The sequence below is a fragment of the Burkholderia sp. BCC0097 genome (assembly GCF_902832985.1).
In the GTDB taxonomy this organism is placed as follows: Bacteria; Pseudomonadota; Gammaproteobacteria; order Burkholderiales; family Burkholderiaceae; genus Burkholderia; species Burkholderia orbicola.
This window is the reverse complement of record NZ_CADFDM010000003.1, coordinates 104938-118922: the sequence shown is the minus strand read 5'-3', so window position 1 is coordinate 118922 and position 13985 is coordinate 104938. Positions and strand designations below refer to the sequence as shown.

At 70.1% G+C, this 13985-nt stretch carries 6 protein-coding genes; 4 read left to right on the top strand and 2 right to left on the bottom strand.

Features of this window, described 5'->3' with window-relative positions; all coding sequences use genetic code 11:
* Positions 1 to 82 precede the first annotated feature (82 nt).
* The gene (locus HWX07_RS10115; RefSeq protein ID WP_175876232.1) at positions 83 to 1450 is read right to left on the bottom strand and encodes an amino acid permease; all 1368 of its coding nucleotides are present in this window, start codon (positions 1448 to 1450) and stop codon (positions 83 to 85) included.
* A gap of 286 nt (positions 1451 to 1736) precedes the next feature.
* Complete coding sequence (locus tag HWX07_RS10110) at positions 1737 to 4028, bottom strand: FUSC family membrane protein (protein ID WP_175876231.1); 2292 nt, start codon at positions 4026 to 4028, stop codon at positions 1737 to 1739.
* A 181-nt stretch (positions 4029 to 4209) separates the two neighbouring features.
* Here HWX07_RS10110 and recC point away from each other — a divergent pair, with 181 nt between their 5' ends.
* The 4 genes from recC to arfB are packed head-to-tail and all read left to right on the top strand — an operon-like array spanning position 4210 to position 13962.
* Positions 4210 to 7548 (top strand): exodeoxyribonuclease V subunit gamma, encoded by a 3339-nt coding sequence (gene recC / locus HWX07_RS10105; protein WP_175876230.1) that lies wholly within the window; start codon positions 4210 to 4212, stop codon positions 7546 to 7548.
* Positions 7545 to 11252 carry an exodeoxyribonuclease V subunit beta gene (gene recB / locus HWX07_RS10100; RefSeq protein ID WP_175876229.1) on the top strand — a complete coding sequence of 1236 codons (3708 nt, stop codon included), beginning with the start codon at positions 7545 to 7547 and terminating at the stop codon, positions 11250 to 11252. The genes recC and recB overlap by 4 nt, the downstream gene beginning before the upstream one ends.
* On the top strand, positions 11249 to 13561 hold the full coding sequence (locus HWX07_RS10095; protein ID WP_175876228.1) for an AAA family ATPase: 2313 nt from the start codon (positions 11249 to 11251) through the stop codon (positions 13559 to 13561). The genes recB and HWX07_RS10095 overlap by 4 nt, the downstream gene beginning before the upstream one ends.
* Positions 13558 to 13962, top strand: coding sequence for an alternative ribosome rescue aminoacyl-tRNA hydrolase ArfB (arfB, locus tag HWX07_RS10090; protein WP_006476409.1), 405 nt, complete (start codon positions 13558 to 13560; stop codon positions 13960 to 13962). Before HWX07_RS10095 ends, arfB begins: the two co-directional genes overlap by 4 nt.
* Positions 13963 to 13985: the final 23 nt, after the last annotated feature.

Sequence of the window (13985 nt, the reverse complement as noted above, 5' to 3'; positions counted from 1 at the left end):
CGGTGCGACGGGCGCCGCGCGGAACCGGGGCATCGAAAGGCGCGTCGGAACCAGCGCGCCGCATCGGCCAGTCAGCCGTGCGTCAACGTGACGCAGGTGCGAATTTCGGACGGATTCGTGCGTAGAACAGGGCCGCGAGCAGCGCGAGCCATGCCGCGCCGACATACAGCGCAACGCGTGTATCCTCGAACCAGCCGAGCATCACGATCACGAAGCCCATGAAGGCGATCGTCAGCGCGGGCGCGACGGGCCACAGCGGCACCTTGAACTTCAGTGCGGCGACTTCGGCACTCGACAGACGGCGACGCATCGCCACCTGCGACAGCAGGATCATCAGCCAGACCCACACGGTCGCGAACGTCGCGATCGCGGCGACCACCAGGAACACGTCCTTCGGCATCAGGTAGTTGAGCAGCACGCCCACCAACAGCGCGCCGGCCATCACGAGCACCGTGACCCACGGCACGCCGTGGCGCGACGTCGTCATCAGCACGCGCGGCGCCTGACCCTGCCGCGCCATCCCGAACATCATCCGGCCCGCGCCGAAGATGTCGCTGTTGATCGCCGAGATCGCCGCGCTGATCACCACGAGGTTCAGGATCGTCGCGGCCGATTTCACGCCGAGCGCCGAGAAGATCTGCACGAACGGGCTGCCGTCGCTGCCGACGCCCGTCCACGGGCTGATCGACATCAGCACGACCATCGTCAGCACGTAGAACAGCAGGATGCGTGCAGGCACCGCGTTGATCGCGCGCGGAATCACGCGCTCCGGGTCCTTCGCCTCGCCGGCGCTCATCCCGATCACCTCGATCCCGCCGTACGCGAAGATCACGACCGACAGCGACGCGATCAGCCCGCCGATGCCGTTCGGGAAGAAGCCGCCATGGTTCCACAGGTTCGCGAAGGTCGGCACGTCGGCCGAATGGCCGAAGCGCATGCCGGTCAGCAGGATCGCGACGCCGCCGCCGATCATCGCGACGATCGCGCCGACCTTGATGATCGACAGCCAGAATTCGAGCTCGCCGAACACCTTCACGTGACACAGATTCAGCCCGCAGATGATCGCGACGACGCCGAGCACCCAGATCCATTGCGGGACGTCCGGAAACCAGAAGCCCATGTAGATGCCGAACGCGGTGATGTCCGCGATCGCGACGATCACCATTTCGAGCGTGTAGGTCCAGCCGGTGACGAAGCCCGCGAAGGGGCCGAGGTTCTCGGTTGCGTAGTGGCCGAACGAGCCGGCGACGGGTTCGCGCACGGCCATCTCGCCGAGCGCGCGCATCACCATGTAGACGGCCGCGCCGCCCAGGATGTACGCGAGGATCACGGCCGGGCCGGCAAGCTGGATCGCGGACGCGGAGCCGTAGAACAGGCCCGTGCCGATCGCCGAGCCCAGCGCGAGAAAGCGGATGTGCCGCGCGCTCAGGTGGCGCTGCAAGTTTTTCATCGAGTCTCCGAGATCGTTTTATGCGACGAACCGTGCGAGCAGGGCCGGTTCGATTGGCCCAAGTTGTATATACAACTTGGGTGTGGACGAATGATAACAAGCGGGACCCGGTGACCGGAATCGGGTATTCCCTGACTGGCGCGGCGTGCGGAATGAGACCTGGCGCGCGCCGGATGCGCGGGCCGCGTGGAGCGGGTGGAGCATGCTTCGGGAATCGTTGAATCGAAGCGCGCCGCTGGCCGGCCGCGTCGTGCGCGGGCCGGCCTGCCGGCGCGGACCTCCGCGCTCAGGCGGGCAGGCGGATCACGCTCGCATCCTTGCGGATCAGCAGCGACGACGCGAGCATCTGCTTGCACTGGTGCGCGAGCACCTTCAGGTCGTGCGTGAGTTCGGCGCCGACCGCGTCGGATTTTTCCGCGGACACGACCATCGCATCGAGATCGCGCGTGATCTGCTTCGACGTTTCGAGCTGGTCGGCGGGCGGCGGCTCGCCGGCCTCGGCCTTCTCGAGATTGTCGAGCACCGCGGCGAGGCCGCGCTGCAGCGCATCGTCGTGGACGAGGCCGCCGTCGGCCGCGCATGCGCTGCGGATCAGCGGCGCGGCGGCCGTGATCTGCGCGCCGAGCACGTGCGTCTGCACGAGCAGGTCGTTCAGTTCGGGCACGAAGCGCTGGTGCGCCTTCGGCTCGATCATCATCCGCTGGAACGCCTGCCCGAGATTCGCGAACGCGATGTGCACGTCCTTGCGCGCGAGCCGGTAGCGGTAGTCGTCGTCGAGGCTGGCCGTCGGGGATTCGATCGCGGCGGCGACGCCCGCGACGACGGCGGCACCGTCGGCGGTCGGCACCGGCGGCGGCGACATGCCGCGCCCGGCACGCCACACGGCCTCGAAATACTTGCGGGTGGACGTCAGCATGTCGGTGACGAGCTTGCCCATCAGCCGGTATTCCCAGTACGGGAACAGCCGGCTCGCGGCGATCGCGATCATGCAGCCGACCACCGTGTCGATCGCGCGTTCGCCGATGATCCGCATGCTGCCTGGCGCGAGCAGGTGAAACATCAGCAGCACGTACGACGACGTGAACACGACGCTCGCCGCATAGTTGAACAGCAGCAGGCTGTAGCTCATCACCATCGACCCGAACATGATCGCGATCAGCAGGTGCGTATCCTTGACCGTGTAGATCAGCGCGACGCTCGCCGCGCAGCCGATCAGCGTACCGACGATACGCGCCGCGTTGCGCTGCTTGGTCAGCGAATAGCCGGGCTTCAGGATGATGATGGTCGTCATCACGATCCAGTATGCGTTGGTGAGCGGCAGCAGCCGGCCGATCCAGAAGCCGACCGCCACCGCGATCGTCACGCGCAGCGCATGGCGAAAGCTTGGCGAGCGCATGTTCAGGTTCGAGAAGATCAGCAGCGGCGACATGCGGCGGCGCTGCAGGAAGCGCGTGAGCGCCTTGTCGATCTTCAGTTCGGTTTGCTGCGGATCGGTGTGGCCCGACAGGTTGCGGCGCATCCGGTCGATCAGGCGCGTCGCGCTCCAGATGCGCCGGAACGTCGCGACCACGGCCGCATAGGCTTCCGCGTGGGTGGCGGCGAAGTTTTTCTTGCGCATCAGCTCGATTTCGTACTCGATCGCGCGCAGCTCGGCCTTCACGCTGATGTGCGAATGCGGCGCGCGGTTTTCGAGCACCGCGAGGCCGACCTCCTCGAGATCGGCCGCGGCCTTGCGGATCAGGTCGCGATAGAAAATGATCAGGTCCGAGCCGCCGAACGTGTTGCGCACGAGCGGGTAATCGGTGTGCGCGCCGACGAACAGCTCGTGCAGGTCGACGCTGTTGATGAACAGGTTGTACATCGTCGTGCGGCCGGGATCGAGCTTGCCGCGCCGCAGCTTCGGCAGGTTGCGCAGCACGATGTCGCGCGCGGTTTCCTGCGTTTCGACCGCGGTGATCTGCCGGGCGACGAGATTGCGGTAGCACTCGTCGAGATCGGCGTCGAGGTCGTAGAACTGCGCGCGTGCGAGCAGGTAGTCGGCGCAGGCGAACAGGCTTTCGGCCAGCGCCTGCTGCTCGATCCGGCGCGCCTGCCATTGCGACACGAGCGTGGCCCAGTACGTGTACCAGAGGCCGCCCGCGAGAATCCAGCCGGCGTTGACGAACGCCTGCAGCGGCGTGAACTTCTCCTCGAGCGTCATCACCATCATGAACAGCGTCGCGAAGCTGATCTGCGGCCAGCGGTTGCCGTAGACGACGATCAGCGACAGCACGAACGTGAGCGGCACGATCGTGAGCCACAGCGCGAAGATGTTCGGGGTCGCGAGGCCGGTCGCGAGCGCGGCCAGGAAGCCGATCACGCTGCACGCGAGCATTTCGTTGTGCTTGTACTTCAGCGGACCCGGCATGTCGACCACGCACGCGCCGAGCGCGCCCGTCGAGATCGTGAAGCCGAGCTCCCGGTTGTGAAACACGATCAGGCACAACACGGCCGGCAGCGACACGCCGACCGCGATCCGCAGGCCGCCGAAAAAGTACTGGCTGTAGAAAAACTTTCTGATTTCGACCGAATAGCGCATCGATGGGCTGAATGACAGACGAAGACGCCCGGGGCGGCGTATTGACTGGCGACGAGTCTATCGTATTTCGCGGTCCGCAAAACCTGGCTTTCCGGCCGAGGTTCGCAGCGGCGGCCCATTTGCTATCCTTGGTGATCCTGTTCGCCCGGTCCCGCCGGTGCGAGGTTCCGACGCCCGCTTCATGCTCCATCTCTTCTATTCGAACCGTCACGAAACGCTGGCCGACGCGCTGCTCGAGGATCTGGCCGCGTTCCCGGCCCGCAACGGCCCGTGGGCGCCGCAACAGGTCATCGTGCCGAGCGCGGCGCTGCGCCGCCGCCTCGAGCTCGACATCGCCGCGCGCAATGGCGTGTGCGCGAACGTCGAGTTCACCTATCTCGCGCAGTGGCTGTGGGCGCAGATAGGCCGCGTGCTGACGGTGCCCGCGCGCTCACCGTTCGCGCCCGACCGGCTCGTGTGGCGCTGCTACCGGCTGTTCGCGCAGGAGGCAGGCGATGCGCCGTGGCTCGCGTCGCCGCGGCTCGCCGCGTATCTGTCAGCCTCCGACGATGCGATGCGCTACGAGCTGGCCCATCGCGTCGCGGCCGTGCTCGATCACTACCTGACCTACCGCCCCGAATGGCTGGCCGCGTGGCAGGCCGGCGAATCGGTGCTCGCGGGCGACGGCGCGCCGCGCGGGATCAGCGACGCCGCGCGCGACGACGAGCGCTGGCAGGCCGCGCTGTGGCGTGCGCTGCTCGCCGAGTTGAGCGACAGCGGCACGCCGCCGGCACACCGCTTCCTCGTCGAAGCGCGCCATCTCGATGCCGACGCGGTCGCGCGCGCCGACTGGCCCGAATCGGTCAGCGTGTTCGCGCTGCCGACGATGCCGCCGCTGCACGTCGCGCTGTTGCGCGAACTGTCGCGCTGGATCGACGTGCGCGTCTACGCGCTGAACCCGTGCCGCGAATTCTGGTTCGACATCGTGACCGCCGCGCATGCCGAGGCGCTCGATGCGGCAGGGCGGCGCGACTATCAGGAAGTCGGTCATCCGCTGCTCGCCGAATGGGGCCGGCAGACGCAGGCGCAACTGCACATGCTGCACGAACTGACCGAAAGCGCCGCGTCGGGCGATGCGTCGCGTTTCGTCGAGAATCCCGCGCCCACCTGGCTCGCGCGCGTGCAGAATGCGATCCTCGAATTGCAACCGGAGGCCGAAATCGGCGACACGCTGGTCGAGCGGGGGATCGAGGTGCATGTGTGCCACAGCCTCGCGCGCCAGCTCGAGGTGCTGCACGACCGGTTGCTTGCCTGGTTCGACGCCGATGCGAGCCTGCAGCCGTCCGACGTGCTCGTCGCGGTCGCCGATCTCGCCGCGGCCGGGCCCCTGATCGACGCGGTGTTCGGCACGGCCGGCGCCGGCGGCGCGCGGGTGCCGTACCGGATCACCGGCTTGCCGCCGTCGCAGGCGAACCCGGTCGCGCGCGTGCTGCTCGACTGGCTCGCGTTGCCGGAGCGGCAGGTCGGCGCGCCGGAGCTGGTCGAATGGCTGCGCGTGGATGCGGTGGCTGCGCGCTACGACATCGACGCGGCCGCGCTCGAAACCGTGCAGACCTGGCTCGCGGCCGCCGGCGCGCGGCGCGGGCTGTCGCCGCTCGCGAGCGACGACGCGGCCGTGCCCGCGCCGCGCCATACGTTCTCCGATGCGCTCGCGCGCCTCTTTCTCGGCTATGCGATGCCCGAAGGGGCGGCGCCGATCGGCGCGTGGTTGCCGATCGAGGCGGCCACCGGCAGCGAGGCCGAACTGCTCGGCCGGCTCGCACGCTTCACCGACGATCTCGACGGCTTCGCGCGGCGACTCGCGGAGTCGCACACGCCGCGCGGCTGGAGCGAACTGTTTGCCGACACGCTCGCGCGCTTCTTCGATTCGGGCGCCGCGTATGCCGACGCGCTGGCCGGCGTGCGCGACGCGCTCGACGCGATGCTGGCCGCGATGACGGAAGGGGCGCCGGACGAGGCGTTGCCGGCGGCCGTCGTGCGCGCGGGGCTCGCCGCGGCGCTCGACGATCCGGCCCGCGGCGGCGTGCCGTGGGGCGGCGTCACGTTCTCTTCGCTGACGAGCTTGCGCGGGCTGCCGTATCGCGTCGTCTGCCTGCTCGGGATGGACGACGGCGTGCTGCCGAGTCTCGCGCGCGCGGATGAATTCGACCTGATGGCCGTGCTGCCGAAGCTGGGCGACCGGCAGCGTCGCGACGACGAGCGCAATCTGTTTCTCGACCTGTTGCTCGCCGCACGCGACCGCCTGCTGATCGCCTATACGGGCCGCAGCATCCGCGACAATGCGCCGTTGCCGCCCGCGGCGCTCGTCGACGAACTGCTCGATCATCTGGCGATCGTCGCGGCCGGGCCCGGCGCCCCACCGGATGCGGTCGATGCCGCGCGGCGCGCGTTCATCGTCGAACATCCGCTGCAACCTTTCGCGGCCGCGTACTTCCAGCCGGGCAGCGAACTCGTTTCGTACGATGCCGAGCGGGCGACACTCGCGTCGCTGCTGGCCGCCGAAGCGTCGCGCGGCCAGCAGCGCGAGCAGCCGTTCTTCGCGCAGCCGCTGCCGGCCGAGCCGGTCGAGCCCGTCGCGTTCAGCGAGTTCGAACGTTTCTGGCGGCATCCGGCGCGTGCGTTGCTGCGCGGTCGGCTCGGCATCGTGCTGACCGACGCGCAGGCGGAACTGCTCGATACCGAGCCATTCGCGCTGGACTTTGCCGGTAGCGACGCGCTGGCCGAGCGCGTGCTGCCGCTCCTGATCGAAGCAGACGAGGGTGGCGTGCACGATCACGCGCTGCGCATTGCGGACGCGAGCCCCGAACTGCCCGGCGGCGCGACGGGCGCGGTGTGGCGCGACCAGGCGCTCGGTTCGATGACGCAGCTTGCGTCGAACGTGCGCCGTGCGTTGGCCGATGGCATCGAGCGGCGGCCGTTCTCGCTCCTTGTCGCACCGAAGTGGCCCGACACCGAGCAGGCGCTGTTCGGCGCCGACGACGCGATGCTGGCGGCCGACGCGGTGAGCGCGCCGCTCGAATTGCACGGCACGCTGAACCGGCTGACGCCGGCCGGGCAGGTCATCTACCGCTATGCGCGGCCGAGCGCGCGCGATTACCTGTCCGCGTGGCTCGCGCATCTCGTCTACTGTGCGATCGAGCCCGGCGGCCCGCGCCGCACGCTGTGGGTCGGCAGCGGCGGTGCGTTCGAGCTGACGCCCGTCGCGGCGCCGCTCGAACGGCTCGCGCCGCTGGCCGCGCTGTTTCGCGCGGGGCGGCGCATGCCGCTGCGGTTTTTCCCGCGCAGTGCGTGGGCGCGAGTATCCGACGGCGAGGCCAAGGCCGCGAGCGTGTGGATCAACGAGCGGGTCGTGAGCGAAGCCGACGACCCGGCCATCGCGATCGCGTGGCGCGGCGCGCATCCGTCGCTCGACGAGCCGTTCGGCACGCTCGCGCGGCTCGTGTTCGAGCCGCTCGTCGAGCATCTGAAGGAGGTCGCATGAGCGCCGTATCGCAGCAGCAGGCGCTCGAACTCGACGTGTTCGCGTGCCCGCTCGACGGCGTCAACCAGATCGAGGCGTCGGCCGGCACCGGCAAGACCTGGAACATCTGCGCGCTGTATGTGCGTCTGCTGCTCGAAAAGGATCTCGGCGCGGACGAGATCCTCGTCGTGACCTTCACGAAAGCGGCGACGGCCGAGCTGCACGAGCGGATTCGCAGCCGGCTCGCGCAGCTCGCGCATGCGCTCGACACGGGTGACGACGGCGGAGATCCGTTCATCGCGCGCCTGCTGGAGACCACGCTCGGCGACGACGGCGCGCTCGACTCGGAGACGGCCGCGAAGCGGATCCGGCGCGCGCTGCGCGCGTTCGACCAGGCGGCGATCCATACGATCCACGCGTTCTGCCAGCGCGCGCTACAGGAAGCGCCGTTCGCGGCCGCGATGCCGTTCGCGTTCGACATGGAGGCAGACGATGCGTCGCTGCGCTTCGAACTCGCGGCGGATTTCTGGCGCACGCGTGTCGAACCGGCGGCCGCGCGCTGGCCGGGCTTCGCGACCTGGCTCGTCGAATCGGGCGCCGGCCCGGCCGCGCTCGATGCGCAGCTCGCACGTCGGCTGAAGAAGCCGCTCGCCGCGCTGCGCTGGGATGGCGTGACCGAGCCGGACGAATCGGCGGAAGCGGCCGCCGCGGAATGCTTCGCGGAGGCGGCGCGGATGTGGGCGGCCGAGCGTGACGCGATCGATGCGTTGCTGCACGCCGCGCAGCCCGTGCTCAATCAGCGCTCGCACAAACCCGACGCGGTCGCCGATGCGCTCGCCGCGTGGGCCGTGCATTTCGAACAGGGCGACGCGACGGCCGCGCTGCCGAAAGCCGCGCTGAAGCTCACGCAAACCGCGCTGACGAAGGCAACCAAAAAAGGCGGTGCGACACCCGCACACGCGTTCTTCGACGTGGCCGACGCGCTCGAAGCGGCCGTGGCCGCGGCCGAGGCCGCGCAGCGCGCACGCTGGCTCGCGCTGATCGCCGAATGGCTCGACATGGCGCCCGGCGAGCTGGCCGAGCGCAAGCGCACGCGTCGCGTCGTGTCGTTCGACGATCTGCTCGCGAACCTGTATCACGCGCTGCACGCGCATCCGTGGCTCGCCGAAACGCTGCGCGCGCGCTATCCGGCGGCGCTGATCGACGAGTTCCAGGATACCGATCCGCTGCAGTTCGCGATCTTCGACCGGATCTTCGCGCCGGGCGGCCCGCTGTTCCTCGTCGGCGATCCGAAGCAGGCGATCTACAGTTTCCGCGCGGCCGACCTGCATACCTATCTCGCCGCGCGCGCACGGGCGAGCGCGTGCTACACGCTCGCGGTCAACCAGCGCTCGACACCCGCGATCGTCGATGCGTGCAACCGCTTCTTCCTGTCGAATCCGCGCGCGTTCGTGCTCGACGGGCTCGACTATTACGCGGTGCGCGCCGGCACGCGCGTGCGTGCGCCGTTCGTCGACGAGACCGATCCGGGCCCGGCCGGCGATTTCCGGGTGTGGGCGCTGCCGGGCGGCGAAGGCACGCTGCTCAAGCGCGATGCGCAGGCGCAGGCTGCGCAGGCCTGTGCGGCCGAGATCGCACGGCTGATGGCCGGCGCGCGTGAAGGGCGTGTGCGGTTGGGAGAGTCACCGTTGTCGCCGGGCGACATCGCGGTGCTCGTGCAGACGCACCGGCAGGGCAGCCTCGTGAAGCGCGTGCTCGCGACGTGGGGCATCGGCAGCGTCGAGCTGGCACAGGCGTCGGTGTTCTCGACCGGCGACGCCGAACAGCTCGAACGCGTGCTGGCGGCGATCGATGCGCCGGGCGATCTGCGGCGTCTGCGCGCGGCGCTCGCGTCCGACTGGTTCGGGCTCGATGCCGGTGCGCTGTGGCGCATGGAGCAGGGCGACGGCGATGCGCCATCCGGCGCGTCGGCGGCCGACAGTGCCGATGCGATGAGCTGGGTCGAGCGCTTCTCGCGGTATCGGCTGCTGTGGCGCGAACGCGGCTTCGCGGTGATGTGGCGCACGTTCACGCGCGAGCTGCGGATCGCCGAACGGCTGATGGCCGGCGCGGACGGCGAACGCCGCGTGACCGACATCAACCATCTGGCCGAGTTGACGCAGGCACGGGCGTCCGCGCAACCGGGCATCGCGCCGACGCTGCGCTGGCTCGCCGCGCAACGGCTCGACGGCGGCGGCGAGGAAGCGCAACTGCGGCTCGAATCCGATCGCAACCTCGTGCAGATCGTCACGGTGCACAAGTCGAAGGGGCTCGAATACGCGGTCGTGTTCTGTCCGTTCCTGAACGACGGCGGGCTGCGCGAGCCGCCGTCGTCCGCGCTGCCCGACGCGCGCGAGTATCACGACGACGCGGGCGATGCGGTGCTGCATTACGGATGCGACGACGAAGCGGCCGCGCACGCGGCGCGGCAGGCGCTGCGCGAGCAGGCCGCGGAGCGCGCGCGGCTCGTCTACGTGGCGCTCACGCGCGCGGTGTATCGCTGCTATGTCGTGGCCGGCCCCTACCTGTCGTCGCGTTCGACGCGCGAAGCGCGGCGCAGCGTGCTCAACTGGCTCGTCGCCGGTGCCGGCCATGCGTTCGATGCGTGGCTCGACGAGCCGCCCGACGAAGCCGCGCTCGAGACGGCATGGCGCGCGCTCGCGGGCGGCCCCGTGAGCGTCGCGCCGCTGCCCGTACCCGCGCGCCGCGAGCGTCTCGCGGCCGGGCACGACGCGTCGCAGACGCTCGCGGCGCGCCATGCGACGCGCGTGCTGCGCGATGCGTGGCGCATGGCGAGCTTCAGCTCGCTGACCGCGTCGATGGCGCGCGAGGAGGCGGGCGTCGCGGCCGTGCCCGACGACGAACTGCGGCCCGATCACGATGCGCTCGCCGCGGTGATGCCGGACGGCGAACTAATACTGGCCGATACGATTGCGGCTGATCCGCCGGACGACGACATCCTCGTGTTCCCGCGCGGCGCGGCGGCCGGCGAATGCCTGCACCGCCTGTTCGAACTCAGCCGGTTCACGGAACCCGAATCGTGGCACGCGGCCGCGCTCGGCGCGCTGCACGACCGGCCGGTCGAGGCCGAGCCGGCGCTTGCGGCGCGTCTGCCGGCGATGATGGTGCGGCTCGTCGACGACGTCGTGCACACCGAGCTCGTGCCGGGCATGCGGCTCGTGGATCTCGATCCGGCGAAGCGGCTCGACGAAATGGGTTTCCTGTTTCCGGCGCCGTCGCTCGACCTGCTGGCGCTGCGCCGGCTGCTGGTCGCGCACGGCTATCCGGACGTTGCACTGGAGGCGGGTACGCTCGCCGGTTTCATCAAGGGTTTCATCGACATGATCGTCGAACACGACGGCCGTTTCTGGATCGTCGACTGGAAGTCGAACCACCTCGGCACGACGCCGGACGCCTATGGCCCGCGCGCGCTCGACGTCGCGATGGCCGATCACGCGTATCACCTGCAGGCGCTGCTCTATACGGTCGCGCTGCATCGCTATCTGCGCGGCCGGTTGCCGGATTACGACTACGACACGCATATCGCGGGTTACCTGTACCTGTTCGTGCGCGGCGTGCGGCCAGGTTGGCGCAGCGGCGGCGAGCCGGCCGGCGTGCATGCGCGGCGGCCCGCCCGCGCGCTCGTCGACGCACTCGACCGGATGATGGACGGGGGCCGCGCATGACCGCATCCGACGACATGCTCGAATTCACCGGCGGTCTCGTCGCGCGGCTGCCCGAGCCGGCCGATTTCGGCATCGCGCTCGCGGAAGGCTTCGCGCGCCGCATCGGCGACCTCGCGCGACGTGCCGGTGCGCCGTCCGCGTCGGCACGCTGGGCGGCGCGCGCCGCGTTCGCGACGAGCCGTGCGACCGCGAGCGGCCATGTGTGCGTCGCGCTTGGCGCGCTTGCGCAGCGCTACGAAGCGCCGCTCGACGAGGTCCGCGCCGCGCTTGCCGCGAGCGGCGTGGTCGCGTTCGGCACGCTCGCGCGCGGCGACGAGCGGCCGCTGATCGTCGACCGGCTCGATCACCTGTACCTGTCGCGCTATTTCGATTACGAACGGCGGCTTGCCGATGCGCTCGTCGCGCAGGCCGGCGTCGCCGCGCCGGACGAAGGCCTGTCGCCCGACCGGCTGCGCGACAGTCTCGCCCGTTACTTCGGGCCGGCCACCGGTGAAGTCGACTGGCAGCGCGTCGCGGCGATCGTCGCGCTGACCGGCCGCGTGACGATCGTCAGCGGCGGGCCGGGCACGGGCAAGACGACGACCGTCGTCGGCGTGCTGGCCTGTCTGCTCGACGCGCACCCGGGGCTGCGCATCGCGCTGGCCGCACCGACCGGCAAGGCCGCGCAGCGGATGCAGGAGGCGCTGCACGCGCGCGCAGGCGATCTGCCGCCCGAGCTCGCGGCGCGCCTGCCCGACACGTCGTACACGCTGCATCGGCTGCTCGGCGGCGGCGGGGCGGCCGGCTTCCGGCATCATCGCGACAATCCGTTGCCGTACGATCTGATCGTCGTCGACGAGGCGTCGATGATCGACGTCGCGCTCGCCGCGCATCTGCTCGACGCGCTCGCGCCGGGCGCGCGGCTCGTGTTGCTGGGCGACAAGGATCAACTGGCGGCGGTCGAGGCCGGCGCCGTATTCGCGGAACTGAGCGCGCGGCCGGCGTTCACCGCCGCGGCGCGCACGCGCATCGCGCAGGCGCTGGGCATCGACGAGGCGACGTTCGTCGCGGCGTTGCCGGTGCCGGACGAGGCGGCGCCGGCCGCGCATCCGGTTACCGCGTCCGCACGGGCTCCGGCGTCGCCATCGGCATCTGCGCCTGTTTCGCGCAAATCGGCGTCTCGACCGAAAGTCGATGCGCGACAGGCATCGCTCTTCGACGATGAACCGCAGGATGACGAAGTGTCGCCGGCCGACATTGACATCGACATCGCGCCGCCACCGCCCACCGGGTCGGCACCGACCGATGCCGGCGCACCAGAGGGTGATGCGCCCGCCTGGATCGAGCCCGACGACCTTGCATGGCTCGACGCCATCGAGCTGCCGCCGTTCGACGCAGGCGATGCGGCGCTTGCATCGATGACGGCGCCTGTATCGTTGTTGGCCGATGAAGCGCCGGCCGCAGCCGCGTCCACCGGCACGCCCGCTCCGGCGCCGCTCGCGGACTGCGTGGTATGGCTCGAACGCAATTACCGTTTCGGTCTCGATTCGCCGATCGGGCGGCTGTCGGTCGCGATCCGCCGCGGCGACGTACAGGCGGCGCTCGAGGCGCTGCCCGCCGACGACTCGGCCGCCGCGTCCTTTCACGACGATGCGGGCGACACGCTGGCGTCGTCGACGGTCGAGCGGCTCGCCCGGCGTTTCGGCGCCTACCTCGACGCATTGCGCGATGCGCTGGCCGCGCCGGTGCCCGATCCGCTGCCGCTGTTCGACGCGCTCAACCGGTTCCGGATCCTGTGCGCGACCCGCAGCGGCTCGCGCGGCGCGGAACACGTCAATGCGCTGGTGGCCGCGCACGTACGGCATGCGGCTCGCGTGCCGCTCGCGGTCGGCGCGCACTGGTTCACCGGGCGGCCGATCATGGTTACACGCAACGACTACGCGCTGGGGCTGTTCAACGGTGATATCGGCATTGCGCTGCCCGACGCGCATGGCGTGCTCCGCGTGTGGTTCCGGCGCGCGGACGGCACCGCGCGGGCGGTGTCGCCGGCTGCGCTGCCGCCGCACGAAACGGCGTTCGCGCTGACGGTGCACAAATCGCAGGGCTCGGAATTCGACGAAGCGGCGCTCGTGCTGCCCGCGTCGTTCGGCCGGGTGCTGACGCGCGAGCTGGTCTATACGGCCGTCACGCGCGCCCGCACGCGCGTGCAGGTGATCGGGCCGAGGCGCGTGCTGGCGCAGGCGGTCGCGACACGCACGCAGCGCGATTCGGGGCTCGCGGCCCGCGTCGACGAGGCGCTTGCCCGGCGCCGCATGGAGGTTTCGCGATGATGATTCGCTATACGCTCGATCCGGCCGAGGTCGAATGGACGGCCGTGCGCGCGCAGGGCGCGGGCGGCCAGAACGTGAACAAGGTGTCGAGCGCGATTCATCTGCGCTTCGACATTCGCGCGTCGTCGCTGCCGCCGGTCCTCAAGGAGCGGCTGCTTGCGCTGTCCGACCAGCGCATCACGCGCGACGGCATCGTCGTGATCAAGTCGCAGGAATATCGGACGCAGGAGAAGAACCGCGAGGCCGCGCTGGCACGGCTCGATACGTTGATCGGCAGCGTCGCGTACACGCCGCGTGCCCGGGTCGCGACGCGGCCGACGCGTGCGTCGAAGGAACGGCGGCTCGAGCACAAGTCGCGCCGCAGCACGGTGAAGTCGGGACGAGGGAAGGTGATCGACTGACGAGCGAAGGGCCGGTGCGGGTC

Excerpts from the sequence above, each read along its gene's own strand:
- HWX07_RS10115 (WP_175876232.1), bottom strand. The coding sequence starts at position 1,450 with ATGAAAAACTTGCAGCGCCACCTGAGCGCGCGGCACATCCGCTTTCTC.
- HWX07_RS10110 (WP_175876231.1), bottom strand. The coding sequence starts at position 4,028 with ATGCGCTATTCGGTCGAAATCAGAAAGTTTTTCTACAGCCAGTACTTT.
- recC (WP_175876230.1), top strand. The coding sequence starts at position 4,210 with ATGCTCCATCTCTTCTATTCGAACCGTCACGAAACGCTGGCCGACGCG.
- recB (WP_175876229.1), top strand. The coding sequence starts at position 7,545 with ATGAGCGCCGTATCGCAGCAGCAGGCGCTCGAACTCGACGTGTTCGCG.
- HWX07_RS10095 (WP_175876228.1), top strand. The coding sequence starts at position 11,249 with ATGACCGCATCCGACGACATGCTCGAATTCACCGGCGGTCTCGTCGCG.
- arfB (WP_006476409.1), top strand. The coding sequence starts at position 13,558 with ATGATGATTCGCTATACGCTCGATCCGGCCGAGGTCGAATGGACGGCC.